Below are 24,720 nucleotides of genomic sequence, written 5' to 3' on the forward strand. Positions count from 1 at the left end.
ACAATTGGAATGAAGAGATAAAAAAGGAAGTATGGATTAAATGATAGATAACTTATTGGCTATTTTGTTTCTGTGCTTCTTTTGCTTTTTATTTTGGCAGCAGCGCAGGCAATCCGAGCTTGCGAAAGCTGCCATTGCGAGAAAATGTAAAGAGCTCGACTTACAGCTATTAAGTGTTGCCTTTAGTGGTCATAAACTTAAGATGCGCCATGAGCTCACCACCATTTGGCGCTGGCACACCGTGTATCAATTTGAGTTTTCAGCGTTAGGTGATGACCTGTACCAAGGGAAACTGACCATGGTGGGCTTCCGTTCTATGCGGTTTGAGCTACAGCCTCATAGAATGTAACGTCGCAATACGCGGTATAACTATATTCATGATAAGGGCCAAACTGATCTTGTTTGGTCTCTTTAAATGCAAAGCCTAACTTTTCAAGTAACTTAATTGATGGGTTATGACCAACATTAACGGTCGCGACAACATTCGTTAGGTGTTCTTCAAAACAAACCAAACTAAAGAAAGGTTTTAGCACTTCACTAGCAAGGCCTTGATTCCAAAACTCCTTGTCCAGAATAAATCCCAGTTCATGCTTCCCTTCTTCAGACGAAACAAACAAATGCCCGAGGTATTCGCGGGTTTGGTTGTGGATAATGGCTCGGCAAAAACCAACGTTGTCGTTCAGTATTTCTTGAAATAGGTGTTTTGCAGAGGCAATAGAATGCGGCCCGTTCATTTCAGCACGATTGATGGGGCAGCAATTCAACTTGATAAAGTCATGTTCTAACTGCTCGGTATAAGGTACCAACAGCGTTCTTGAGGTTGCTATCGTCATAAAACACTCCTTGTGTTGACCATTAGCAGAAAAGCAGATGTCGCGTGCTTAGATAAAAGCTCCTGAATTAAAGAGAGCCCCTAGATAGAGAAAAAGCCTTAGGAAAAGAAAAGCCCCGACACCGAAGTGTCAGGGCTAGGGTCTTACTCGCAGCAGTCCGGCTACTAATTAATGCTCCATGCATCATCCATAATAGTGGCTGTAATCCTTCAGCTCTTTCCTTTACTTCGCCGTCCTAGCGGTGTCCAATCATCCTGAAAGCTAACAATCCTAGTTAGCGCACATCACTTGTTCCGTGAGCGGTGTCCTTTACATCGTCCTGATGCTAATCCAACCCTTTAATCCTAAAGGTGTCCATTGTCATTCCGTTGCAGCTAACTTCCTGTTAACTGACTGTATCCCTACAATGTCCTTACGCTCCATGCTTGATCACTCAATCCTAAGTAACCAAATCTTCATCCTGAAGATAACCAAATCCTTGGTGCTTTCCTGTTCCGTGTCAGAATCCTTCCGACAAGGTTTAATTTACGCGATTTAGGATTTCGGACAATAGATTTGCATCACATTTTGAATTCAAGAAAGTTGTTAATTATATAAAACAATTAAAATTCAACACCTTAACCATGTGAGCATCAATCTCTCTAGCGATGTATTCGTGTTATCTCACAACCTTTGTAAGAGATCTCTCACAAGCCATGGGCGGTTTTATGATTCGCTATCATTCACCAGAGCGAGTAAAATGACTAAAGACTAAAAATGGAGATCAACATGCTGACAAAAGATGTTTCTGAAGAGTTGAAATCAGTGCTTGAAGGACTGCAAGCGCAAGGGAAAGAGCCGACAGTTGCTTTAGTTAAGGCTCGTATGAGCACATCCGTTCCGATGCCCGCTTTAATCACGACCATCAAGAGCTGGAAAAGCGCAAATCGTGTTCCTAAAGTTGAAGTCGCGACACAAGAAGAGCCAGCACTTGATCGTGTTAGCCAACTGGAAAAGCAAATCCTTGAACTCACTGCTCGCGTTGCCATGCTTGAAGCTAAACTAACTGATCAATAAGGCAACTGAGCAATAAGTTGACCGATAAATAAGCTAACAGAGAAATAGAACACTATGAAGATATGGGTTGATGCGGACGCTTGTCCAAAGGTTATCCGAGAAACAATCGTACGCGCAGCTGAGCGCACAGGGGTTGAATGTACCTTTGTGGCAAACCATCTGGTTCCCGTTCCTAAACGCAATAACATTCACTCAATTCAAGTGCCAAGCGGGTTTGATATTGCTGATGATGAAATCGTAAAGCGCACTGAACCCGGCGATCTTGTGATTACATCCGATATCCCTCTGGCTGACGAAGTGATCACTAAAGGTGGGCAAGCACTCAGCTCTCGTGGTGAGCTTTACACCAAAGAGACCATTAAAGCGCGTCTGAACATTCGTGACTTTATGGATACCATGCGCTCAAGTGGCATCCAAACGGGTGGACCAAGTGCCCTTTCTCAAACCGACCGTCGTGAGTTTGCCAACCACTTAGATAGAATTCTAGCCAAACGCTAGCTGGCTCATCCGAGCTTAACCTAGTTCTATCTCTCCATAAAAAATCAAAAAACCTGCAAACAATGCAGGTTTTTTTAATATCAATTAGAAGAAGGTTTCCCCTACTCTACAACTAAGGCGTGTAGTACGTTGCAGCGCCTGGACCTACTGGTAGACCGAATACGAATACCCATAGGTAGAACAAGATGCTCCAACCAAACATGAATACCATTGAGTAAGGCAACATTGTCGCGATCAGTGTACCGATACCTAGGTTCTTCATGTAGCGAGTTGCTACGGCAAGGATAAGACCGAAGTAGCTCATCATTGGTGTAATGATGTTGGTTGTTGAATCACCGATACGGTAAGCCGCTTGAATCGTTTCAGGTGCGTAGCCTACTAGCATTAGCATTGGAACGAAGATTGGCGCTGTTACTGCCCACTGTGCAGAAGCTGAACCGATCATCAGGTTAATGAAACCACACATTAGGATGAATGCGAAGAACAACATTGGACCCGTTAGGCCGATATCCTGAAGGAATGTTGCGCCGCCTACAGCAACCACTTGACCAAAGTTCGTCCACTTAAAGAAAGCAACAAACTGTGCAGCAAAGAATACAAGAACGATGTACATGCCCATTGAAGACATCGACGTTGCCATTGCATTAATCACATCACGGTCATTCTTCATTGAACCGGTAATTTTGCCGTAAACAAAACCAGGAATAGCAAAGAATACAAAGATAAACGCGACGATACTTTTCAGGAATGGAGAGCCTGAAATCGTGCCCGCCTCTGAACGTAGAACACCGTCAGCAGGAACAACAGTCCAAGCTAAAAGCGCACTCACGATTAATACAGCGACACCCGCCAATCTAAGGCCTTTCTTCTCAATAGCAGTAAGCTTACCCATTGAGTCATTTGAAAGATCTTCAGACGCGTCTTCGACATTGTATTTACCCAGTTTAGGTTCAACAATCTTCTCTGTTACCAATGCGCCGGCAATCGAGATAAAGAAGGTCGAAATAAACATGAAGTACCAGTTTGATTCAGGGCCAACAGAGTAAGATGGATCAAGCATTTGTGCTGCTGTTTCTGTGATACCAGAAAGCAGTGGATCAACCGTACCGATAAGTAGATTTGCAGAATAACCACCAGATACACCAGCAAATGCTGCCGCTAGACCTGCTAATGGGTGACGACCCAATGAGTGGAAAAGCATTGCTGCAAGAGGGATAAGTACTACGTAACCCAGCTCTGAAGCCGTGTTAGAGATAATACCGGCAAATACCACGGTTACAGTAACCATGCGCTGAGATGCGCCCATTACCATGCCGCGCATTGCCGCAGATAATAGACCTGAGTGCTCAGCAATCGCAACACCTAGCATTGCAACAAGTACAGTACCAAGTGGCGCAAAGCCAACAAAGTTCGAAACTAGATTCGTTACGATGAGTTGTAAGCCTTCAGCATTAAGTAAGCTTACAACGTGGATCATACCATCAGCAGCACGACCACTAGCACCTTCAGGGCGAGGGTCCATGACAGACACTTCAAAGTAACCAGCAATACCTGAAGAAACTAGGATTGCGACACAGAAGATAGCAAAAAGAGTGATTGGGTGGGGTAAAAGGTTCCCCAAATATTCAACGCTGTCTAAAAAGCGTGTGAAAATAGGTTTTTTTGGTGCGTTGTTTTTTATTGAAGCAGATGAACTCATCTGTTCCCTCCTTGTGTAGTGATTCCTGTGCAATTGTGACAAAGATGTTCAAATTGCCAGCGAAGGGTACGCGACAAAAATATCAATTAGAAATTCAAAATGTTACAAAGTGTGTAACAAACGACGACTTTTAACTCTATTTAAACAATTAATTAGCAAATAAATCTATATTAAACACAAAAACTAGATTTATAATTTACAACAACGCATTCACTAGAAATATAACTCACAATATAACCCATTGATTCACTTGAAAATAAAATACATCGTACGTTAAATACACACTCGATATCCGGTTAAGTTCCTCTCGAAGGAAAAGAAAAACAGACAAATGAATGAAGTTTGACTTTCCCCTCGTTTTTACACACATGTCACATCATATTGACGGTTATTTTTGAACCGCTTTAAATCTTGGATTGGATTTACAGATCACATAGTGACGCCCTCTACGCTTAACTATCTGGCAATCAGGGTGACGGCTTTTCGCACTTTTAAGTGATTTAACAACTTTCATTATTTAGCTCCCTTACCTAATTGACCAAAACGACGAGTGAAGTTCGCAACGCGTCCCTCTTTATGTAGCACTCGTTGTTTGCCCGTATAGAAAAGATGCGACTTTGGCGACACCTCAATCGTGAAGTAAGGGCAAGTATTGCCGACTTCCCATTCGATAGTACGGTCTGTTTTTAGCGTTGAGCCGATTAAGAAGTACTCATCGACACTGGTGTCATGAAAAACCACGGGACGGTAATCTGGATGGATATTCGGTTTCATTGTATTCCCCTTAAATAACCAACTTGATATGTTATAACACTACAAGTGACAATTGTTATCAAAAGAAAAACAAGCGATTTTATGATATTTTTCCGTCTTAATCGTAATCAGAGAACACCCAACTATGTACACAATTGAACCTGTTGGCTTTATTGAGTCTCCTTATAAAGAGAAGTTCGCTGTGCCAAGGCAGCCCAGGTTGGTACCCACATCCACCTCAAGAGTCAGATTGGTTGATGCAGCAAACTGCCTTGAGTCTGTTCGTGATATAGAGCAATTTAGCCATGTTTGGTTACTATTTCTGTTCGACAAGAACCTTGAAGCAGGCTGGAAACCAACTGTGAGGCCACCTCGCCTTGGCGGGAATGAACGTATTGGTGTATTCGCGTCACGTGCCACATTCAGACCAAATGGAATTGGCATGTCTGCGGTTGAACTAAAAGGTGTGTCTCAAGAGAAAGGACAGACTTGGTTGGATCTCGGCAGCGTCGACTTAGTAGACGGTACACCGATCATCGACATCAAGCCTTATATCCCCTACTCAGATTCGATTCCGGATGCATTGGGAGGGTTTGCCGCCGACGAACCAGAGGTGCTCGACGTTAACTTTTCGCAGCAAGCGCAAAGTAAGCTCGCAAGCCATCCACAGGCGCGCCATATCATTCAGGTGATCAAAGAAGTATTAGGCCAAGATCCTCGCCCTGCCTATAAGAAAGGTAAACCTGACAGTAAGGAATATGCGGTAAATTTGTTCGATCTTAACGTGAAATTCGTAGTTGAAACGCTTTTCATCAATGTAACTGACATTGAACGCTTTTGAGATCCCAAATAGGCTGATATTATATGCGGCTATATCAGATTTGCTGTGGTTACGAACGACAGCAAGTTTTCTTTTATCAATGATGAAACGGATACCATAGAATGCGTACCAGTAACTACCTTCTTTCTACTCTGAAAGAGACTCCAAACGACGCAGAAGTTATCAGCCACCAGCTGATGCTACGTGCAGGTATGATCCGTAAGCTAGCTTCAGGTTTATATACTTGGCTACCTACTGGTCTACGTGTACTGCGTAAAGTCGAAAATATCGTTCGCCAAGAGATCGATAATGCAGGTGCCGTTGAAATCTTGATGCCCGTAGTTCAACCGTTTGAGCTTTGGGAAGAGACTGGCCGTTCTGAAAAGATGGGGCCTGAGCTACTTCGTTTCACAGACCGTCACTCTCGTCCATTTGTTCTTAGCCCAACAGCTGAAGAAGTGGTAACGAGTCTAGTACGTAACGAGATCAGCTCTTACAAACAGCTACCTCTAAATCTGTACCAAATCCAGACTAAATTCCGTGATGAGCGCCGCCCTCGTTTTGGCGTAATGCGTGCACGTGAATTCTCTATGATGGATGCGTACAGCTTTGATATCGACAAAGAAGGCTTAGAAAAGTCTTACCAAGCGATGCACGATGCTTACTGTAAAGCATTCGACCGCATGGGCCTTGAATACCGCCCGGTATTAGCAGACTCTGGCGCAATCGGCGGCAGCGGCTCTCAAGAGTTCCACGTTCTTGCTGAAAGCGGCGAAGACCTAATCGCATTCTCTTCTGAATCTGATTACGCAGCGAACATCGAGAAAGCAGAAGCACTAGCTCCTACTGAAGAAGTTGCAGCGCCTACTCAAGAGATGGAATTGGTTGATACGCCAAACGCAAAAACAATCGCAGAACTTGTAGAGCAGCACGGTCTAGCAATCGAGAAGACAGTTAAGACTCTATTCGTTAAAGCATCTGATGAAGTAGAAGCAGATATTATTGCTCTAATCATCCGTGGTGACCACGAGCTTAACGAAGTGAAAGCAGAAAACCTTCCACAGGTTGCTTCTCCGCTAGAGATGGCTTCTGAAGAAGAAATCCGCGCACTTGTTGGTGCAGGTCCTGGTTCACTTGGACCTGTTGGCCTAGAGCTACCATTCATCGTTGACCGCTCTGTTGCTGTAATGAGCGACTTTGGCGCTGGTGCAAACGTAGATGGTAAGCACTACTTCGGCATCAACTGGGGTCGTGACGTTGAGCTGGCTCAAGTTGAAGACCTACGTAACGTAGTTGAAGGCGACCTAAGCCCATGTGGTCAAGGTACTATCCAGCTTAAGCGTGGTATTGAAGTTGGTCACATCTTCCAACTAGGTAATACTTACTCTAAAGCAATGAACTGTAACGTGCTTGGCCCTGATGGTAAGAGCGTAATCCTAGAAATGGGTTGTTACGGTATCGGTGTTTCACGTGTTGTTGCATCTGCTATCGAGCAAAACCACGATAAATTCGGTATCACTTGGCCAGACGCACTAGCGCCGTTCCAAGTTGCTATCGTACCAATGAACATGCACAAATCTGAGCGCGTTAAAGAAGCAGCTGAGAAGCTATACGCTGAATTAACAGCTATGGGTATCGAAGTTTTATTCGATGACCGTAAAGAGCGCCCTGGTGTTATGTTTAAAGATATCGAGCTTGTGGGTATCCCTCACACTATCGTTATCGGCGATCGCAGCATGGACGAAGGTAACTTCGAATACAAAAACCGTCGTACTGGTGATAAAGAAGCTATCGCAATGGACACGGTTATCGAGCACCTTAAGGCTCAACTAGCTTAGTAATCCGATTACTGACTAGATAAACATTGAAAGGCTGCCGTTAGGTGGCCTTTTTTGTGCCTGTCATTTCGCTTCAAACTCCCTTCTATTTATCAGTAGAGTAAATAACGTAAGTTAATCCCCTGTTCATCTTTAAATCCGTATATTGGTGTCATCAACTTTTTGGACATGCTCACCATTGGAGGTATCGATGGATATCAAAAGCTTACTGAACCAAGCACTTAAATCAGATCTCGTAAAACAAGGTACTCAGCAACTTTCACAAGGGTCTTCAAGTTTAAGTGGCCTTTCTCAAGGCAGCAATAGCAAGAGTAGCAGTAAAAGTACACTCGGAGCCTTCGGTGCAGGCGCAGTTGGCGGAGGACTGTTAGGTGCGTTAATGGGCTCTAAGAAGACTAAGAAAATGGGTAAGAAAGCGGCTGGGATTGGCGGCGCAGCAGCACTGGGCGCTTTGGCTTATAAAGTCTACAACGACTACCAGTCCAAACAAGGCCAGACACCTAACGCCGAACAGGCTCAGTTTGATGAAAATGATGCAAACCACAGCGTGCTGATTCTACGATCGATGATTGCCGCGTCTAAAGCTGATGGCCATGTTGATGAAGAAGAGATGGCTAAGATAGAGCAAGCCGTCGAGAATATGGGCGCTGATTATCAACTGACTAAATTGGTCTCTGAAGAACTGCATAAGCCACTCGACCCAAGCGAAATCGCTCAACTGGCAACGTCACCTCAACAGGCGAGTGAGATCTACTTAGCCTCTTTGATTGTGGCCGACGAACAGAATTTCATGGAAAAGGCGTACCTGAAAGAGCTCGCGAAACAGCTCAATCTTGCTGATGAAGTCACCTATCAACTTGAACAACAAGTCTCTGGCTAATCGGCAAGTACCAAACGAAGCCGTAAAGAACGGCCTAAGCAGCGAGCTAACCAAGTGAGATATTGAGCAAGGACAAACTAACTCTGAACTTAATCAGATCCACTTTGTTTTTGCTTATCTCTATGTGTATATTGAGATCAGTTATCATTTGGTTAGGTATAAAAATGAAAGTATACGATTGTTGTGATTTGGTGCGTGAACTGTATTCTCAAATTGGCAGTGGCGACCAAGGCTATATCCCTAAAGCGATCACCTGCGCGGTAAAAACATTGAATGACCTTGCTGCAGATGAATCTCTTCCTAAAGAAGCGCGTGAGCGTGCAGCCTTTGCCGCTGCAAACCTGCTGATCTCAGATTTCGAGGACTAATATGAACCTCGCTAATTTTGAAAAAATGGATCCTGTAATGTTGATGAGTATCGTCAACATGAAGCTACGTGACGACTTCGGTGGTGATTTGGATCGAGTGGTCAACTTCTACGAGATCGACAAAGCAGCATTGATCGCAAAGCTCGCGTCTGCTGGTTTTGAGTATCTTCCAGAAGCTAAACAGTTTCGATAGTCGTTAAAAAAATCTTCCTATTTAAAGGCCAACCTCTGTGTTGGTCTTTTTTTTGGTGATACGTAACAAGCAAACATGCAGCAAACCCGTTATAAATTATCTGTCTGCACCTATACTTTTATATCTTAGAGTCAACGAACGCGCCTTGAACCAAAGCGTATTGTTGTATAGGCTACCCAAACTAGCATATAAAACTCATCACCCAACTTGATGATAGTGAAGGATTAACAATGAAAAGACTCGGACTTTTAGCCGTTATCGCAGCCGCACTCACCGCAGGTTGCGCTTCAAATACTCAGCAAGACAACTTTCGCGAAGCCTCTTTTGAGCTGTGTAATACTGAAGTCGATATTTACTCTGTAAGCCATGATGAACGAGTTCGTATCGTCTGTTCTGATGGCTCTAAATTCGCTTTGAACAGCGAAGACACATTAGAAGTGATGCGTGACATCAACATCGACTACTGTGATGGCGAAGGCCTAGGTAAGTTCAGTGAAAGCCGCCACTACTACTCTTTCAAGTGTAAGTCAGGCACCCTACTTAGCATCAAAAAGTAGAATCGACACTACCAAATACCAAAGGGTTAATGTGAAAGCATTAACCCTTTTTAATACCCGCTTTTCTTTACTCTTAATCCCAAATCCACCAGCCACCAGATACAAAAAATAGCTCCTTTAAAGAAGCCTCTAGTATCATTGCTTTTCAAAGTAGTTGTTTGAAATTCTAAGAGAGCACGCAGAGATTACGGGTGTAAGTGAGCATGCTCGACAACAATTTTAAAACTTCCAAGTACAAAAAAGGCCCCTATTAAGGAGCCTCTAGTATCAATATTTTTCAAAGTAGTTGTTTGAAATTCTAGGAGAGCACGCGGAGCTTACGAATGTAAGTGAGCATGCTCGACAACGTAATACCCAAAAAAACAAAAAAAGCTCCCAACAGGAGCCTTTCAAATCGTATTTTTCAATCAAATAGCTTTAGTTCAAGGAAAAGGCGCGGAGTTTACGAATGTAAATGAGCACCTTTGACACAGAAATTAAGCTATTTGAGCCAGAAAAATTAAGCGTAAACAGGTAGACGCTTACAGATCTCTAGTACTTTTGCTTTAGTCGCTTCGATAACAGACTCATCACCCATGTTATCTAGGATGTCACAGATCCAACCTGCTAGCTCTTTCGCGTCTGCTTCTGAGAAACCGCGACGAGTGATAGAAGGAGAACCGATACGGATACCTGAAGTAACGAATGGGCTACGTGGGTCGTTTGGTACTGAGTTCTTGTTTACAGTGATGTTTGCTGCACCTAGTGCTGCATCTGCTTCTTTACCTGTGATGTCTTTGTTGATTAGGTCAACTAGGAACAGGTGGTTCTCTGTAGAACCTGAAACGATGTTGTAACCACGAGCTAGGAATTCAGCAACCATTGCTTTTGCGTTAGCAACAACGCGTGCTTGGTATTCTTTGAACTCTGGCTCTAGAGCTTCTTTGAACGCTACTGCTTTACCAGCGATAACGTGCATTAGAGGACCACCTTGGCCGCCTGGGAATACTGCTGAGTTCAGCTTCTTGTAAAGATCTTCGCCTTCGTTAGAAAGGATTAGACCACCACGAGGACCCGCAAGCGTTTTGTGCGTCGTTGTAGTTACTACGTGAGCGTGTGGCACTGGGTTCGGGTAAACGCCTGCAGCGATTAGACCTGCTACGTGAGCCATATCTACGAACAGGTAAGCACCTACTTTGTCAGCGATTTCACGCATGCGCTTCCAATCACAGATTTGAGAGTAAGCAGAGAAACCACCGATGATCATCTTAGGCTTGTTCTCGATAGCCAGCTTTTCCATCTCTTCGTAATCGATTTGACCCGCTTCATCGATACCGTAAGGGATGATGTTGTAAAGCTTACCAGAGAAGTTTACTGGAGAACCGTGAGTTAGGTGACCACCGTGTGCTAGGCTCATACCTAGAACCGTATCGCCTGCATTTAGTAGTGCCATGTATACAGCGTTATTTGCTTGAGAACCTGAGTGAGGCTGTACGTTTGCGTACTCTGCACCAAATAGTTCACATGCACGTTCAATTGCTAGAGTTTCAACTTTGTCTACGTACTCACAACCACCGTAGTAACGCTTGCCTGGGTAGCCTTCAGCGTATTTGTTTGTTAGCTGAGAACCTTGAGCTTCCATTACACGTGGGCTTGTGTAGTTTTCTGAAGCGATAAGTTCGATATGCTCTTCCTGACGAAGAGTTTCTTCTTGGATAGCTGCGAATAGATCCGCATCGTAATCAGCAATGTTCATGTCACGCTTAAGCATCTGTATCTCCTGACTCAGATTGTACTGAAAGTTTCAAAAAAACCACACAACGACCGAAAGCAAACGTTTCCGTCACCGTTTTGATGTGACGCATTCTACATAATTTGATCTAGGTCATAAAGAGCTAATTGCAATTTTATCATGCAGTTTTTTCATAATCACAAATAAGATTCATCATGGTTATTTGGCTTATCCAACCAAAGATGGCGCTTACTGTCAATTTTACGCTTTACACCCTGTAAAACGCAGATTACATAGGTTTACCTTAATTTTGCCCCTCAAGCTACCGAAAGCTAAGGTTTTTCTCTACTATGCACGCCTTTATTGGTTAGGTAATTATAAAAACGATGGAAAAACACTCACGTAAAGAAGATTGGGTAGCGATTCTCACTGGCACGTTTTTAGTGGCGTTAGGCGTCTTCTTTTTACAGTCAGCGAACCTGCTTACCGGGGGCACTACTGGCTTGGCTCTGCTTTTGAGTCAATTCTTGCCTGTAACCTTTGGTATTTTGTACTTTGTTGCCAATTGTCCATTCTATTTATTAGCATGGAAACGATTCGGCCGTAGCTTTGCTATTAGCAGTGCGATTTCTGGTGCTTTAGTATCTGTGTTTGCCGATCATTTATACTTAGTTATCTCGCTAGAAGTTCATAACGAGATCTATTGTGCTGTTGCCGGCGGCTTATTAATGGGCTTAGGTATGCTAATCCTATTCCGTCACCGCTCAAGTCTGGGTGGCTTCAACGTACTGTGCTTGTTTATCCAAGACCGCTACGGTATCTCGGTAGGTAAAACACAAATGGGTATTGATGCATGTATTCTGTTTGCATCGTTCTTCTTCGTGTCACCTTGGGTGATTGCCGTTTCTGTATTAGGCACCGCAGTATTGAACATCGTATTGGCAATGAACCACAAACCAACTCGCTACTCGGTGAATTACGCGTCTTAGAGTTCATTACCTGCTCTGTCGTTGCTGGCACTCGATGCTCAAACTTCTCGCAAGTAGACTCGAGGCACGATATTCCAGCCATCACTAAAACAAAAAAGGCTTTGGGGAGCACTCCAAAGCCTTTGTAGAAGCCCAATCCTTTGAGGGGAATAAGAATCAAGCTTCTTAAAATGAAACAAGGTTAACCTTCAATCAAGAGAATACGAGTCTCGTAAGGACGTAAGACTTGATGATGTAATGCAACTGAAGTGTTCGCTTGTTGATAGTTAGACAACAGACTCTTCGCCTTAGTCATATCAAAACGTTCCGGTAAAACGCACTCCGCCTCTTCACCATAATAGTTGTTAATACACAGCAAGGTTTGCCCTTCGTTCTCACGTGCATATGCAAAAATGGATGAGTGATCAGGTAATAGATCTTGATAGCTGCCATCTGTAATCACTGGCACTTGTTTACGTAACTCAATCAAACTCTTATAGAAATAGAAAACAGAGTCTTTGTCTTCCAGTGCTTGCTCAGCGTTAATCCCAGGGTAATTATTCGCTACATCAAGCCATGGCTGAGCTTGTGAGAACCCTGCGTAAGGCTCACTGTTCCATTGCATTGGTGTACGAGAGTTATCACGAGACTTCTGCGCCAAAATCGCCATCATATCTTCATGAGCCACACCATCACGGTTCACCATGATGTCGTACATATTGGTACTCTCAACATCACGATACTGGCTAATTTCAGTATAGCTAGGGTTAGTCATGCCAATCTCTTCACCTTGATAGATATAAGGTGTGCCCTGCATCATGTGGACAGAAGCGGCGAGCATCTTGGCTGATTCAACGCGATATTGCTGATCGTTACCTAAGCGACTCACCACTCTTGGTTGGTCGTGGTTACACCAGAATAGTGCGCCCCACCCTTTGCCATTCAATCCCGTTTGCCAGTGGTTAAAGATCGATTTGAGCTGTAAGAAATCAAACGGCGCATTGGTCCACTTCTCACCATTGGTGTAATCGACCTTAAGGTGGTGGAAGTTAAACACCATCGATAGCTCACTGTTATCAACGTTTGAGTATTGCTGGCAGTGTTCCAACGTGGTTGAAGACATCTCGCCTACGGTCACGCTGCCGTACTTCTGAAATACGGCTTCGCTGATCTCTTTCAGGTATTCGTGTACACGTGGACCATCGGTATAGAAACGACGGCCATCACCGATATCATCATTAGGAAAGTCTTGCTGCTTCGAAATCAGGTTGATCACATCCAAGCGGAAACCATCAACGCCCTTTTCTGCCCAAAAGCTGATAACGTCTTTCACTTCTTCACGTACAACCGGGTTCTCCCAGTTGAGGTCAGCCTGTTCTTTGGCGAATAAGTGTAGGAAGTATTGCCCAGTCGCCTCATCTAGTTCCCACGCATTACCACCGAACTTAGACTGCCAGTTAGTTGGTGCTTGACCATCTACGGGATCTTTCCAAATATAGTAATCGCGGTAAGAGCTGTTTTTGTCGCCCAAAGCAGATTGAAACCATGCATGCTCTGTCGAGGTGTGGTTTACCACGATATCCATCACGATACGGATACCACGTTGGTGCGCTTCAGACAGCAATAAGTCGAAGTCTTCCATGGTGCCGAATTGAGGATTAATCGCGTAGTAGTCTGAGATATCGTAACCATTATCGATCATAGGAGATGCGTAAACCGGGGTTAGCCAAATCGCATCGACACTCAAATGTTTGAGGTAATCCAGTTTCGAAATGATCCCTTTGATGTCGCCAGTACCTTTACTGCCACTGTCGCAGAAGCTCTTTGGGTAGATTTGATAGATGGTTGCGGTTTTCCACCAGCTTTCATCATGTTCAGTCATCGCCATCTCTAACACTCACTTACCAGAAAATATAAAATAAAAATCACCATGTGAATCATGGTCGAATAGCCGTTATAACTAAAAGAAAAAGCTATAACTAAGAGAAAAAGCGATAACTCATTTTGGAGTCATCGCTTATTCAATGCATTACGCGTTCGCGGTTTCTAACTCACCCTTGGATTGGGCTCGCTTGTAGAAAAACAGGGTTAGCGTGATAGGCAGTACTATCGCCACCAGCATCGCGACTAGGTAAATCGACCAATATTGAGGTTGAATCGATAGGATGCCCGGCAAGCCGCCGACACCGATACCATTCGCCATCACACCCGCGCTACCACAGATTGCGGCTGCAACAGCACTACCAATCATTGCGCTCAGCATTGGGAATTTGTATTTAAGGTTAATACCGTACATCGCAGGCTCTGTTACACCTAAGTAGGCTGAGATTGCCGCAGGAACCGAGATATCTCGTTCACCTTCACGCTTACTCAAGATAATGATGCCGACTACTGCCGATGCTTGTGCAATGTTTGATAGTGCAATCAAAGGCCAAATTGGTGTCCCGCCTAAGTCTTGCATCAGTTGCAGATCCACCGCGTTGGTGGTGTGGTGAATACCCGTGATAACCAAAGGTGCGTATAGGAAACCAAAAACCACTGAACCAAGAATCGCAAAATCACCTGTCATTGCCGCTTTAGCTGCGAATGCCACACCATCGCCTAACATACGACCGAATGGGCCAATGAAAGCGTGCGCTAGAATCACAGACAAAATAATCGATACAAATGGCACCACAACTAGGTACAAGTAAGCAGGGACGATGCGCTTAAGATTGGTTTCAATGAACGCCAAAGCCACACCCGCTAACATTGCTGGGATCACCTGAGCCTGATAACCGACCTTCTCAATCACAAACAGTCCAAAATCCCATACCTCAGGTACCGATTTACCTATCATGTATGCGTTCATGAGTTGTGGTGAAACTAAGGTCACACCGAGCGTGATACCCAAAATTGGGGTTCCGCCAAGCTTCTTAACCGTAGCCCAACACACACCAACCGGTAGGAAGAAGAAAATAGCTTCGCCGATCAACCATAAGAAAGAGTGAACGGTTGCCCAGAATTGACTGATTTCAACTAAGGTTTTGCCGTCGAACATGCGAATGTCGCCAATCACATTACGGAAACCAAGAATCAAACCACCTGTAATGATGGCAGGCAGCAGTGGTACGAAAATTTCGGCTAAATGGGAGATACCACGCTCAAGGAAGTTCATATTTTGACGAGCAGCCAGCTTCGCCTCATCTTTTGATGATGCCTCTTTACCTGTCTGTTCAATCAGAAGTGCGTACACTTCATCAACTTCAGTGCCAATCACAACTTGGAATTGGCCTGCGTTAGTAAAACAGCCTTTTACTAGCTTCAGTTTTTCGAGTTCAGCTTTGTTGGCCTGCTCTGTATCGTTCAATACAAAACGCAGTCGAGTCAGACAGTGGCTGACACTCGCAATGTTTTCTTTACCACCGACTAACTCGATAAGACGCGCAACGTCTTGCTTCGCTATCTTACTCATACTACCCCACCCTGGTTTCATTCAATTACTCTTCTAAACCATGCAGCTACAACCACTCGATTTAGATTAATGGGAACATTCCCAATTACAGGTATTATAATGCCCTCATGAATAATAAATTAAAATGGGAACAATCCCATTAATTGAAAGAGATCACACTCTAATTTTAATCTAAGCCGTTCAATTTCGCTTAATTGAGTGGATTATAGAATAGGAGATTGCGTATGATGAGAGATCTCTGAATTGCCTAAAAGCTGAGAGATCAATAGATTAGCAGCCAACTTACCTGCAGATTGGTAACCAGGATCAATGCTAAATACTCGTGGGAATAAGAAAGAGAGAAGATCATTACCACCAACGCCAGTGACGACCACATCTTCACGTTGTAGTTCTTGCAGACGCTTGATTACACCAAGAGCCAGCGTATCACTGGCACAAACGATCGCTTGAGTCGCGGGAGTTAACACCTCATCCACCAGCTGATAAGCACTTTCGTGATGAAGTTGACCAGTACGATAGTTTGCCACTGAACCTGTGTTTTCACACCAATCGAGATAAGCCTTAAGACGCAGTTCACCGGTTGATTTATCACTAGGATCAACCCCGATAAAGCCAACGTCAGAGATCCCTTGATCCGATAAATGCACCAACGCACTATTGATCACCTGTTGGTTATCATAGTTAATCGACGTCACGTTCTCGGTATCCAGAGCAATCACCACCGCTTTGTGTTCCCAAGCTTCGATTGCCGGAATATCGCAGTCAGTAAAACCAAATACAATAATGCCATCAACGTTACGACGCTTTAGAACTTGCAGGTGCTCATTGGCTTTATCTCTATCAAGTTGGCTTTCCATGATCACGACATCGTAATCCGCTCGATACAACTCGGCCAGCATCGTACTTACCGCTTTGTTTTCAGAAGGAGAGTCCAGACGAGAAATGATTACGCCGATGACTTTTTGACTGCCACCGCGCATCGATTGCGCAGATTTTGAAGGCGTGTACCCAGATTCTTGAATTACTCTTTCCACCCTTTCACGGGTTTCAGGTTTCACTTTTGGATCATTGGTCAGAACGCGTGATACGGTTGACTTACCAACACCGGACAGCTTTGCAATATCAAGAATAGTGAGTTTTTTGCTCATAAAAAGTCTAACGTTAAAGGGAAGAGAAGAAAAAGTGAGGGTAGATTCCATCACTTAACTGTTTGTAAATACTAGCAGTTCTTACTATGACTTACTTTTGGCAATTTCGATAGACTACGCGACCAAGTTCTAGACGCGCATTGTCACCTTTCGTGCGCAAAGTGATGCTGTTAATCATCTCTGAAGTGCCATCATCTAAGATGTATTTGGTTCCTGAGCCCGCTGGAACTTGAGTCAGGCGGTATTCATTATCAGGCAAGCGTAGTACCGCTTTTTCATTATCAAGGTAAGACACATCAAACGAGACGTCAGACTCACATTGATAAGTCGCGAATTGATCATTCGATGTTGCGCTATCAGTCTCAGGGGCTGCTGATTTAGAGCACCCAACCAATGCTACTGTACATAGAGATGCTACCAACATAGCTTTCATACTTCGTTCCTCATCTTTATATAGTCAACGACACTTAGCCTATTCACAGGTTCGAACAAACCTAATGTAAGTGCCTAATGATAGGTCCATACCTTAGTGATAAATAAAACGTTTAGCCTTTTAAGAAAGCGGGTACGTCTTTAATGCTATCAAGTACCACGCTAGCCAACGCTTCACCTTTTTCAGTGATGGGTTTACCCGTTCTTACCAAGACTTTAGTACCAACACCTGCTGCTTCTGCAGCCATCATGTCTTCCGCTTTATCGCCGATCATGACCGAGTTAGCCATATCAATCTTCAGAAAGTCACGAGCAGAAATGAACATGCCTGGCTTTGGCTTACGACATTCACAATCTTGCTTGTAGTCACCAATACCGTGCTCAGCGTGGTGAGGACAGTAATAAATGCCATCGAGCTCGACACCATTATCAACAAAGTTCCAATCCATCCACTGCGTTAAAGAAAGAAAACGGTCTTCACTAAACATGCCGCGAGCAATACCAGATTGGTTGGTCACTAGCACCAATAAATAACCCATATCTTTAAACGCTTTCGCCGCTTCAAACACACCATCGATGTATTCAAAGTCATGCTCATCATGTACGTAGCCGTGATCAACGTTAATCACTCCATCACGATCTAAAAAAACAGCAGGTTTAGACAAAATTTTGTTCTCTATCAACTCTCTATTAATCATTAATTATTACACGCTTTATTTGCTTCATCACTATCTATTTAGTTTTGCGTTCGTTAACGATTTGTTTCTAGCTTAGCCATACAATCGACGTTTAGCCGTCTAGACGTAAAAATATCTATTGACTTAGATCATAGAACACCATAGCATCGTCTGTAAATCGAGCGAGCTATCGACATATTATTCTGTTCTACCTGCACGGGTTTCTCTATGATTAAAGTGAATCAAGTCAACAAGGTTTTTTATCAAGGCACTAAAGAAATCAATGCCTTAATTGATATCAACCTCCACATTCCTCAAGGTCAAATCTTTGGAGTCATCGGCTCTTCTGGTGCAGGCAAAAGTACCCTGATCCGTTGTGTAAATATGTTGGAAGCTCCGACCTCTGGTGAAGTGATTGTTGACGGTATCGACCTAACAAAACTCAGCAAATCAGAACTTAGCGAAGCGCGCCGTAACATCGGCATGATATTCCAGCACTTCAACCTGCTGTCTTCTCGTACTGTATTTAACAATGTAGCACTGCCTCTAGAACTTGCTGGTAGAGATAAAGCTGCGATTGAAGCGAAAGTGAGTGAACTACTTGAGCTTGTTGGTCTATCGGATAAGCGTGATACCTACCCTGCGAACTTAAGTGGTGGTCAAAAGCAGCGTGTCGCGATTGCTCGTGCGCTAGCGTCAGACCCAAAAGTACTGCTATGTGATGAAGCGACCAGTGCGTTGGATCCAGCAACGACTCAATCTATTCTTGAGCTGCTACGTGAAATTAACCGTAAGTTGAGTATCACTATCCTACTGATTACTCATGAAATGGATGTGGTTAAAAGCATCTGTCACGAAGTAGCGATCATTGGTGATGGTGAGCTAGTAGAGAAAGGCACTGTGGGTGAAATATTCGCACACCCTAAAACAGAGCTAGCACATCAGTTCATTCGTTCAACGCTCGATCTAACGATTCCTGAAGATTACCAAGCACGTTTGCAAGATACTCGCGTAAACAGCAGCTATCCACTGGTACGCCTTGAGTTTACAGGTGCAACGGTCGATGCTCCGTTGATGACGCAAATCGCACGCAAATTCAACATCGACGTTAGCATCTTAAGCTCTGACCTTGATTACGCCGGCGGCGTGAAGTTCGGCATGATGGTTGCTGAATTGTTCGGTAATGAAGCAGATGATAATGCTGCTATCCAATTCCTACGCGACAACAATGTAAAAGTAGAGGTGCTTGGCTATGTCCTTTAGTTTCAACGAGATTGCTGACTGGATCAGCCTTAACGGTAACCTTCTATTAGGCGCAACAGGTGAAACTCTTTACATGGTTGCTGTTGCAGGCATCGTTGGTTTCGCTGTCGGAATCCCATTAGGCGTGATTCTACACACGACTAAAAAAGGTGGTCTGTTAGAGAACACCAAACTAAACAAAATTCTTGGTGCGGTTGTCAACGTAGGCCGTTCAGTGCCCTTCTTAGTACTGATGGTTGCAATCATCCCACTGACTAAGATGTTGATTGGTACCTTCATCGGTACAACCGCAGCGATTGTTCCACTAACGATTGGCGCTATCCCATTCGTGGCTCGACTTATCGAAAGTGCGCTACTTGAAGTACCAACAGGTCTAGTAGAAGCAGCTCAATCAATGGGCGCAACACCAACACAAATCATCAATAAGGTTCTGCTTCCTGAAGCACTTCCGACTATCATCAACTCAGTAACGATTACGTTAGTGACTCTGGTGAGCTACTCAGCAATGGCCGGAACTGTAGGCGGCGGTGGCCTAGGTGATGTCACGATTCGTTACGGATTCCACCGCTACGATGTGACCATCATGGCTGTGACAGTAGTAATGTTGATTGTGCTGGTACAAATTATTCAATCAATCGGTGATTCATTGGTTCGCCGCGTTGACCACAGATAAAGACTCAGCATTAAAACGCAAACTATCTAAGACAAGAGTCGTCTGAACCAAATTAAATAGATTTATTAAAAGGAGATTATTATGAAATTTAGCCTTAAAGGTTTACTGACTATCGTAGCGGCAGCTTCAGCGCTAGTACTAGCAGGTTGTGGCGAGAAAGAAGTGGATACTTCTAAAATCAAAGTTGGCGTAATGGCAGGTGCTGAAGCACAAGTTGCAGAAGTAGCAGCTAAAGTAGCAAAAGAGCAGTACGGCCTAGATGTTGAGTTAGTGACGTTCACAGATTACGTAACACCAAACGCAGCGCTAGATGACGGTTCTATCGATATCAATGCATTCCAACACGCACCGTACCTAGATCAGCAAGTGGCTGACCGTGGTTACAAGCTAACAATCGCTGGTAACACGTTTGTTTACCCAATTGCAGGTTACTCTAAAGAAGTGAAATCTGTAGATGAAATCCAAGACGGCGCTCGTATTGCTGTACCAAACGACCCTACAAACCTAGGTCGCTCTCTACTTCTTCTTGAGCAACAAGGTCTTCTTGAACTTCGTGAAGGCGCAGGTCTTCTAGCTACAGTTCGCGACATCGTGGGTAACCCTAAGAACCTAACGATTGTTGAACTAGACGCAGCTCAACTGCCACGTTCTCTTGATGATGTTGCTCTATCTATCATCAACACAACTTACGCGAGCTCTATCAACCTGACTCCACAAAAAGATGGCGTATTCGTTGAAGACAAAGATTCTCCTTACGTAAACCTAATCGTTTCTCGTGAAGACAACCTAAACGCTGAAAACGTACAAAACTTCGTTAAAGCTTACCAAACTGAAGAAGTGTACAACGCAGCTTCTGACATCTTCCAAGGTGGCGTCGTTAAAGGTTGGTAATCAACTAAATAACAGCACTGTATAGATACCCGAAGGGGCTGACATAACGTCAGCCCCTTTTTATTGGTTAGGGTTTACCAGGAAGTTCGACTTACCACCAAGCTTCCACTTGCATACCAACACTCATTTCACTGTTTTTACCTTCACCGAAGGCATTGTCGTTTTCAGCATCATTCAAGTAAGTGGCGAAGATACGGAATTCAGGACGAGACCAGAAACCCACTTGTGGAACCCAAGCCTGAGCGATTGTGAATTTACCACCTGCCCCATCTTGGTTATCAATCGTTTCTACAAAACCACCAATTTCAAGGATGGTACGCATGCGCTTGTCCCACTTATAAAGCGGACGAATGACGGCACTGAAAGAGTCATCATCACTATTATTAGCACCCACACCGGTTGACGCGGCATAACGCACAGTGTGGCCAAACTCGATGTTCTCACCAATCGCAAGCACGCCCCAGTTAATCAAACGGAAGCCATCGGCGTCATTGTTGTTTGCATCACGAACGATGCCTTTACCCGTTCCAAAAGTCGTCATCTGCTCGGCATAACCAGAGTTAGCAACCTGTAGAATGGTTTTGTTGAAGCCGCCAGATAGGTTTTGATTCAAGCTCGCCGTTAGCATTACGCTGTCATCCGCATCCACCGTTTGACCTTGTTTTTCATTGGCGAAGTTCATATCAATACCGACCTCAAGATCAGCATTGCTCCACAATGGAATGCCCGCATAACGTATATCAGCAATCATGGCTGTGGTTTCTTTGCCATCAAACACATCGCCAGTCACCGTGTCTTGAATCAAAGCCACCGATAATTTACCAGGGCCTAGGTTGATGTGTTCAACGCCGGCTCCAATACCACTTACATCCCAGTAGTAGTTATCAACGATGTGCACATCATGACGTTGGTAGTAGCGCTCACCCGCCCAAATCCCAATGTCCTTATCTTCAAAAAGCCCCACCGCCTGAACATTCAATTGCACCACATCCACGCTTTTATCCGCGGCATTCTCATCTTGGCCTTGCCAGTACGACAACATGGAATCAACTAAAAATGAAACGTCGTCCTCAGCATACACTTCTTTCTTAAAGCCAAACTCACCATACAGGTCATTTTCGTTGCCGAGTCGGCCAACTTTACTCACCTCCCACTTGCTGTTTGAGCCGCCTTCATTACTCAGGCCAACGCCGCCGCGCATGTAGCCATTGAACTCCAATGGCGTGGTTTCATCAGCGTATAAATTAGGAGCAAGTAAAGCAGTAGAGAGTGCAGCAGCAATAGGTAACAGTTTCATCGTCCATTCCTTTCAGATCTAGAATCAGGTTATTATTTATAAATGGGAACATTCCCATGGGATCGATCCCATTTATATTGAGCAGAATATAAATTGAAAGAGAACTGATTGATTATTGTGATCAGGATAACTATTGAGATAACTAAAAGTTGATGGGTGTTGGATTATTTCAATGAATACATTGGCGCTACAGAAAGAGCTGAATATCACGTTCTGTGCGTATTTAAAGGGGAAAAGGATAACGATAAGAGAGTAACAAAGATCAAGCTAAGACAGGTAACGAAGTCACGGCATCGGGGATGATACAACGTGCTAAACATTTAATATAAAAGGAAAAAAATATCGGAGCACTAAATAGCACTCCGATATCTAAAGCATGACGCTTAAATAACTACAAGAAGACTACTTCAGGTGATCCCAAGAGATGTTTGACACCAATCGGCAGTCATCACACTTGAAATAGAAAATATCGTGGATAGGCGCATCTAGCAGCCATTCACCACCACATTGCGGGCATTTGCGCTCTTTTTCATCTTTCAGGCTGATCCCACCGACACGGTATAAGTAGTAGTAGGTTGGAACCTTAGTCAGATACTCAATGCGCCCTCTTAGACCCCAACCGCGTTTAAACAGCACACTCTTCGTGTCACTGATCTCGGTTAGCGTTGCATGTTCCGCGCGACAACCACCACCCATTTGTACTTCATCACAGGCTTGCCATTCGGTCTGCCATTTCAACACGGCTTTATGGTCGCCATTGAAGGTAGGTGGATTGCGATACAAAGGGATTGGTAGCAAGCTATCGCCACTACGCAGCGGTGAACAGGTGTGCACGAATGTCGTGTATAACACCTGCCAGCTTGGTGTTTCATCTTCTGCCACTTCTTCTGAGTTCAGATCTCGACCTAGCAAACGCATTTTAGGCGCTAGTAGGCTCGCGTTAGACAAGCGATCAAAACACACTTTCACAAAGTCTGAGTGATTACGCGGGTGCAAGCTATCTTGCTCCGGGCACACAACGCGAACATAGAATTCACCATCGCCCATCACGATTGGGAACTCACGACCTAACACTTGTCCGTTATAACGAAGTGCATCCATTAAGCCATTAACCGCCTTGTCGACAGCGCTTACCGTTGTGTTATCAAAACACTCAAATTGAAGTTCTAGTACGTACATCTATTTATACCGCTGGTTGTAGCTTTTCTAAAAATTCTGCCAATGTCTCGGCGAGCACATCACGATTTTTGGTACCTAAGCGCTCCAAAATCACGTTACCCGTTAGGTTACAGATAGAGATAACATCCAGCTCAGCATCGGTCGCGGCAATGAAAACCGTTGGTTTTAGCTTCAAGCGACGCTGAGTTACTAGGTGACCCAAAATGTTTTCTTGTAGGCATTCGAAGTCTTCATCACTCCAAATCTGTAACAGAGTCAATTCGTTACCATCGAAAGTTGCGTTCATATCTGCGCTGAATTGTGCGCCGTAGAAAGTTTTGATGTCTTCATGCAGAGTCAACTCAATACCGGTTTCAACGTTGGTGAAATCCGCGAATTGCTCACGTGGATAGTGCTTCCACAACACGGCATCGCCACTCTTTTCTTCTACGCATGGCGATACGATGTCCACCAACTCCTCATTACGAGGTAAGCTTTGGTGTTTCTGCTTCCACGCGTCAACGTATCGCTGACTAAAAGAAAGTAGTGCGTCTTGAGCACGTTGAGTCATGAAAATCTCCTAAACACAAAATAATAAATAGAATCCGAGCCCTTTCCGCGCCGATTAAGCGATGACTTAATGACAGGGTAAGGGGGATTCAGTAAAATCGACCCCATTCTAATCGAATTTGAAACGAAAGTATGAGCAAATATTCTGACGCAAAAGAGCTAGCGGGTTTAACCCTTGGCCAAAAAACTGAGTACTCTAACCAATACGATGCAAGTTTATTGCAACCAGTGCCTCGTAGCCTTAATCGCGATGATCTTGCGCTAAACGGCGAGCTGCCTTTTGTTGGTCATGATATTTGGACGATGTACGAGCTTTCGTGGCTAAACACCAATGGTCTACCACAAGTGGCTGTCGGTGAAGTTTTCATCCCAGCAACCAGCCCAAATTTAATTGAATCAAAATCTTTCAAGCTGTACCTGAACAGCTACAACCAGACTCAATTTGAAAACTGGGATCAAGTAACCGAGCGCCTGACCCAAGATTTGTCGGCATGTGCAGGCGAAACGGTGATTGTGAATGTAAACTCAGTAACCGACTACACTAACCAACCTATCGTGACGATGGAAGGTGACTGTATCGACAACCAAGACATCCAAATCACTAGCTACGACTTTGAAGCGTCGCTGCTTGAAGGCGCTGCTGGCGAACAAGACGTTGAAGAAACACTGCACAGCCACCTATTGAAGTCGAACTGTTTGATCACCAATCAACCGGATTGGGGCAGCGTTGAGATCGCATATTCTGGTAAGCAAATTGACCGTGAAGCTCTGCTACGCTATTTAGTTTCTTTCCGTGAGCACAATGAATTCCACGAACAATGTGTTGAGCGTATCTTCACTGACATCATGAAATACTGTGCACCTTCGAAGCTAACTGTGTTCGCACGTTACACACGTCGTGGTGGTCTGGATATCAACCCATACCGTTCAACAGAGCAAGATAGACCAAGCCACAATAAGCGTATGGCTCGCCAATAATCAGG

27 protein-coding genes are annotated in these 24,720 nt (G+C 44.2%); 14 read left to right on the forward strand and 13 right to left on the reverse strand.

Going from position 1 to position 24,720, the window contains the following annotated elements; genetic code table 11:
• The first annotated feature begins 40 nt into the window (after positions 1-40).
• Positions 41-349 (forward strand): DUF3301 domain-containing protein, encoded by a 309-nt coding sequence (locus AB4351_RS09055; RefSeq protein ID WP_019821602.1) that lies wholly within the window; start codon positions 41-43, stop codon positions 347-349.
• Here AB4351_RS09055 and AB4351_RS09060 read toward each other — a convergent pair.
• Positions 315-833 (reverse strand): GNAT family N-acetyltransferase, encoded by a 519-nt coding sequence (locus tag AB4351_RS09060; protein ID WP_017060749.1) that lies wholly within the window; start codon positions 831-833, stop codon positions 315-317. The two genes, AB4351_RS09055 and AB4351_RS09060, sit on opposite strands and share 35 nt — an antisense overlap.
• 768 nt (positions 834-1,601) lie before the next feature.
• Here AB4351_RS09060 and AB4351_RS09065 point away from each other — a divergent pair.
• Together AB4351_RS09065 and AB4351_RS09070 are read left to right on the forward strand one after the other, a co-directional pair.
• Positions 1,602-1,889: a hypothetical protein gene (locus tag AB4351_RS09065; protein ID WP_017069390.1), complete on the forward strand. Its 288-nt coding sequence runs from the start codon at positions 1,602-1,604 to the stop codon at positions 1,887-1,889.
• A gap of 54 nt (positions 1,890-1,943) precedes the next feature.
• The gene (locus tag AB4351_RS09070; protein WP_017063355.1) at positions 1,944-2,387 is read left to right on the forward strand and encodes a YaiI/YqxD family protein; all 444 of its coding nucleotides are present in this window, start codon (positions 1,944-1,946) and stop codon (positions 2,385-2,387) included.
• Positions 2,388-2,499: 112 nt separating this feature from the next.
• On the opposite strand, the gene AB4351_RS09075 is transcribed toward AB4351_RS09070, so the two are convergent.
• The 3 genes from AB4351_RS09075 to AB4351_RS09085 all read right to left on the reverse strand — a co-directional run bounded on the left by AB4351_RS09075 (position 2,500) and on the right by AB4351_RS09085 (position 4,860).
• Positions 2,500-4,086 (reverse strand): AbgT family transporter, encoded by a 1,587-nt coding sequence (locus AB4351_RS09075; RefSeq protein ID WP_010436458.1) that lies wholly within the window; start codon positions 4,084-4,086, stop codon positions 2,500-2,502.
• 388 nt (positions 4,087-4,474) lie between these two features.
• Complete coding sequence (gene ykgO / locus AB4351_RS09080) at positions 4,475-4,600, reverse strand: type B 50S ribosomal protein L36 (protein ID WP_010436457.1); 126 nt, start codon at positions 4,598-4,600, stop codon at positions 4,475-4,477.
• Positions 4,600-4,860, reverse strand: coding sequence for a type B 50S ribosomal protein L31 (locus tag AB4351_RS09085; protein ID WP_372125685.1), 261 nt, complete (start codon positions 4,858-4,860; stop codon positions 4,600-4,602). The genes ykgO and AB4351_RS09085 overlap by 1 nt, the downstream gene beginning before the upstream one ends.
• A 124-nt stretch (positions 4,861-4,984) precedes the next feature.
• Between AB4351_RS09085 and tsaA the strand changes: the two genes are divergently transcribed.
• The 6 genes from tsaA to AB4351_RS09115 all read left to right on the forward strand — a co-directional run bounded on the left by tsaA (position 4,985) and on the right by AB4351_RS09115 (position 9,495).
• Positions 4,985-5,680, forward strand: a complete 696-nt coding sequence (gene tsaA, locus AB4351_RS09090; RefSeq protein ID WP_050711737.1) for a tRNA (N6-threonylcarbamoyladenosine(37)-N6)-methyltransferase TrmO — start codon at positions 4,985-4,987, stop codon at positions 5,678-5,680.
• Positions 5,681-5,781: 101 nt separating this feature from the next.
• Positions 5,782-7,497, forward strand: a complete 1,716-nt coding sequence (locus AB4351_RS09095) for a proline--tRNA ligase (RefSeq protein WP_010436451.1) — start codon at positions 5,782-5,784, stop codon at positions 7,495-7,497.
• 190 nt (positions 7,498-7,687) lie between these two features.
• Positions 7,688-8,377, forward strand: a complete 690-nt coding sequence (locus tag AB4351_RS09100) for a tellurite resistance TerB family protein (RefSeq protein ID WP_017063352.1) — start codon at positions 7,688-7,690, stop codon at positions 8,375-8,377.
• 164 nt (positions 8,378-8,541) lie between these two features.
• Positions 8,542-8,745 (forward strand): YaeP family protein, encoded by a 204-nt coding sequence (locus AB4351_RS09105; protein ID WP_008222923.1) that lies wholly within the window; start codon positions 8,542-8,544, stop codon positions 8,743-8,745.
• Position 8,746: 1 nt separating this feature from the next.
• Complete coding sequence (locus AB4351_RS09110) at positions 8,747-8,938, forward strand: DUF4250 domain-containing protein (protein ID WP_004738555.1); 192 nt, start codon at positions 8,747-8,749, stop codon at positions 8,936-8,938.
• A gap of 230 nt (positions 8,939-9,168) precedes the next feature.
• Complete coding sequence (locus AB4351_RS09115; protein ID WP_017072003.1) at positions 9,169-9,495, forward strand: hypothetical protein; 327 nt, start codon at positions 9,169-9,171, stop codon at positions 9,493-9,495.
• Positions 9,496-9,994: 499 nt separating this feature from the next.
• Here the strand turns inward: AB4351_RS09115 and glyA are convergent, their stop codons facing one another.
• On the reverse strand, positions 9,995-11,245 hold the full coding sequence (gene glyA / locus AB4351_RS09120) for a serine hydroxymethyltransferase (protein ID WP_017066387.1): 1,251 nt from the start codon (positions 11,243-11,245) through the stop codon (positions 9,995-9,997).
• Between the two features lie 347 nt (positions 11,246-11,592).
• Between glyA and AB4351_RS09125 the strand changes: the two genes are divergently transcribed.
• Positions 11,593-12,195: a YitT family protein gene (locus AB4351_RS09125; protein WP_017060757.1), complete on the forward strand. Its 603-nt coding sequence runs from the start codon at positions 11,593-11,595 to the stop codon at positions 12,193-12,195.
• A 181-nt stretch (positions 12,196-12,376) separates the two neighbouring features.
• On the opposite strand, the gene treC is transcribed toward AB4351_RS09125, so the two are convergent.
• The 5 genes from treC to gmhB all read right to left on the reverse strand — a co-directional run bounded on the left by treC (position 12,377) and on the right by gmhB (position 17,906).
• Positions 12,377-14,062 carry an alpha,alpha-phosphotrehalase gene (gene treC, locus AB4351_RS09130; RefSeq protein WP_029235475.1) on the reverse strand — a complete coding sequence of 562 codons (1,686 nt, stop codon included), beginning with the start codon at positions 14,060-14,062 and terminating at the stop codon, positions 12,377-12,379.
• Between the two features lie 141 nt (positions 14,063-14,203).
• On the reverse strand, positions 14,204-15,628 hold the full coding sequence (gene treB, locus AB4351_RS09135; protein WP_017063347.1) for a PTS trehalose transporter subunit IIBC: 1,425 nt from the start codon (positions 15,626-15,628) through the stop codon (positions 14,204-14,206).
• A 203-nt stretch (positions 15,629-15,831) separates the two neighbouring features.
• Entirely contained in the window at positions 15,832-16,776 is a 945-nt protein-coding gene (treR, locus tag AB4351_RS09140) for a trehalose operon repressor TreR (RefSeq protein WP_017060760.1), read from the reverse strand.
• A 91-nt stretch (positions 16,777-16,867) separates the two neighbouring features.
• Entirely contained in the window at positions 16,868-17,209 is a 342-nt protein-coding gene (locus AB4351_RS09145) for an MliC family protein (protein ID WP_017060761.1), read from the reverse strand.
• Positions 17,210-17,321: 112 nt separating this feature from the next.
• The gene (gene gmhB, locus AB4351_RS09150) at positions 17,322-17,906 is read right to left on the reverse strand and encodes a D-glycero-beta-D-manno-heptose 1,7-bisphosphate 7-phosphatase (RefSeq protein ID WP_017060762.1); all 585 of its coding nucleotides are present in this window, start codon (positions 17,904-17,906) and stop codon (positions 17,322-17,324) included.
• Positions 17,907-18,113: 207 nt separating this feature from the next.
• On the opposite strand from gmhB, the gene metN reads away from it, so the two are divergent.
• From metN to AB4351_RS09165, 3 genes are all read left to right on the forward strand, one after another.
• Positions 18,114-19,148 (forward strand): methionine ABC transporter ATP-binding protein MetN, encoded by a 1,035-nt coding sequence (metN, locus tag AB4351_RS09155; protein ID WP_004734373.1) that lies wholly within the window; start codon positions 18,114-18,116, stop codon positions 19,146-19,148.
• The gene (locus tag AB4351_RS09160; protein ID WP_372125688.1) at positions 19,138-19,821 is read left to right on the forward strand and encodes a methionine ABC transporter permease; all 684 of its coding nucleotides are present in this window, start codon (positions 19,138-19,140) and stop codon (positions 19,819-19,821) included. The genes metN and AB4351_RS09160 overlap by 11 nt, the downstream gene beginning before the upstream one ends.
• An 81-nt stretch (positions 19,822-19,902) precedes the next feature.
• Entirely contained in the window at positions 19,903-20,712 is an 810-nt protein-coding gene (locus AB4351_RS09165) for a MetQ/NlpA family lipoprotein (RefSeq protein WP_372125690.1), read from the forward strand.
• A 91-nt stretch (positions 20,713-20,803) separates the two neighbouring features.
• Here AB4351_RS09165 and AB4351_RS09170 read toward each other — a convergent pair whose 3' ends face one another.
• The 3 genes from AB4351_RS09170 to syd form a co-directional block, all read right to left on the reverse strand.
• Positions 20,804-22,009 (reverse strand): carbohydrate porin, encoded by a 1,206-nt coding sequence (locus AB4351_RS09170; RefSeq protein ID WP_050633964.1) that lies wholly within the window; start codon positions 22,007-22,009, stop codon positions 20,804-20,806.
• Between the two features lie 402 nt (positions 22,010-22,411).
• On the reverse strand, positions 22,412-23,188 hold the full coding sequence (locus AB4351_RS09175; protein WP_017060766.1) for a Zn-ribbon-containing protein: 777 nt from the start codon (positions 23,186-23,188) through the stop codon (positions 22,412-22,414).
• 4 nt (positions 23,189-23,192) lie between these two features.
• On the reverse strand, positions 23,193-23,738 hold the full coding sequence (gene syd / locus AB4351_RS09180) for a SecY-interacting protein (protein ID WP_017063346.1): 546 nt from the start codon (positions 23,736-23,738) through the stop codon (positions 23,193-23,195).
• A 131-nt stretch (positions 23,739-23,869) separates the two neighbouring features.
• On the opposite strand from syd, the gene queF reads away from it, so the two are divergent.
• Complete coding sequence (queF, locus tag AB4351_RS09185) at positions 23,870-24,715, forward strand: NADPH-dependent 7-cyano-7-deazaguanine reductase QueF (protein ID WP_017060768.1); 846 nt, start codon at positions 23,870-23,872, stop codon at positions 24,713-24,715.
• Positions 24,716-24,720: the final 5 nt, after the last annotated feature.

Source organism: Vibrio sp. 10N.261.51.F11 (assembly GCF_041471665.1).
In the GTDB taxonomy this organism is placed as follows: domain Bacteria; phylum Pseudomonadota; class Gammaproteobacteria; order Enterobacterales; family Vibrionaceae; genus Vibrio; species Vibrio crassostreae_C.